This is a genomic window from Gardnerella vaginalis, from assembly GCF_001546485.1.
Classification (GTDB): domain Bacteria; phylum Actinomycetota; class Actinomycetes; order Actinomycetales; family Bifidobacteriaceae; genus Bifidobacterium; species Bifidobacterium vaginale_D.
In genome coordinates, this window is the sequence record NZ_KQ956841.1 from 1 (window position 1) to 555 (window position 555).

The following is a 555-nucleotide window of genomic DNA, read 5'->3' on the forward strand; positions in this document are numbered from 1 at the left end:
GACAACGTAAAAAACAGAAAAGTTGCGTACGCTAATCCTGTAGTAGGGGTGTTCTCGTGTTGTTGATGATTGGTAAGGAGCAAATAAGAGGGGCGATTCAAGTCGTTTATCGATTGCTGATTCTATGTCGTCAACAAGTCTGTGAGCAGCTTTTGGATTTTGCAGTGTATTGGTTATATAGTCAACTGTTTCTAATAAATCTTCTTTGAATAGTGGTAGAAAGGTTAATTTATACGTGTTCTTGCTCATTAATCCTTCTCCTTGCGCTATCAAAGACGTCGTCTTTAGAAAGACGTGTAGAAGTGTTTGCGGCAAAAGTATCTGCTTCGTCGAGTTTTCTTTCAATGTCGTCAGTGAGGGCAGAGTATTGTTTGATGCTCATGAGAACCATAGTTCCATAACCATTTTTTGTAAGGAATACTGGTGTATTTGAATTTATAACTGTTTCTTCTACTTCTGGAAATTTATTTCTTAAATCGGAAACTGGTCGAATATTAATCATAGTATCAACCTCCTTTTATCAAAAAAGTATCATAATATTATCAAGATTACAAT

2 protein-coding genes are annotated in these 555 nt (G+C 35.7%); both read right to left on the reverse strand.

All coding sequences use genetic code 11. From position 1 onward, the window contains the following. A partial coding sequence (locus tag HMPREF3208_RS01560) for a type II toxin-antitoxin system RelE/ParE family toxin (RefSeq protein ID WP_064346899.1) occupies positions 1–249 on the reverse strand: 249 nt, incomplete at its 3' end. Then, complete coding sequence (locus tag HMPREF3208_RS01565) at positions 230–502, reverse strand: type II toxin-antitoxin system Phd/YefM family antitoxin (RefSeq protein WP_016637256.1); 273 nt, start codon at positions 500–502, stop codon at positions 230–232. The genes HMPREF3208_RS01560 and HMPREF3208_RS01565, both read right to left, overlap by 20 nt. Between the last annotated feature and the right edge of the window lie 53 nt (positions 503–555).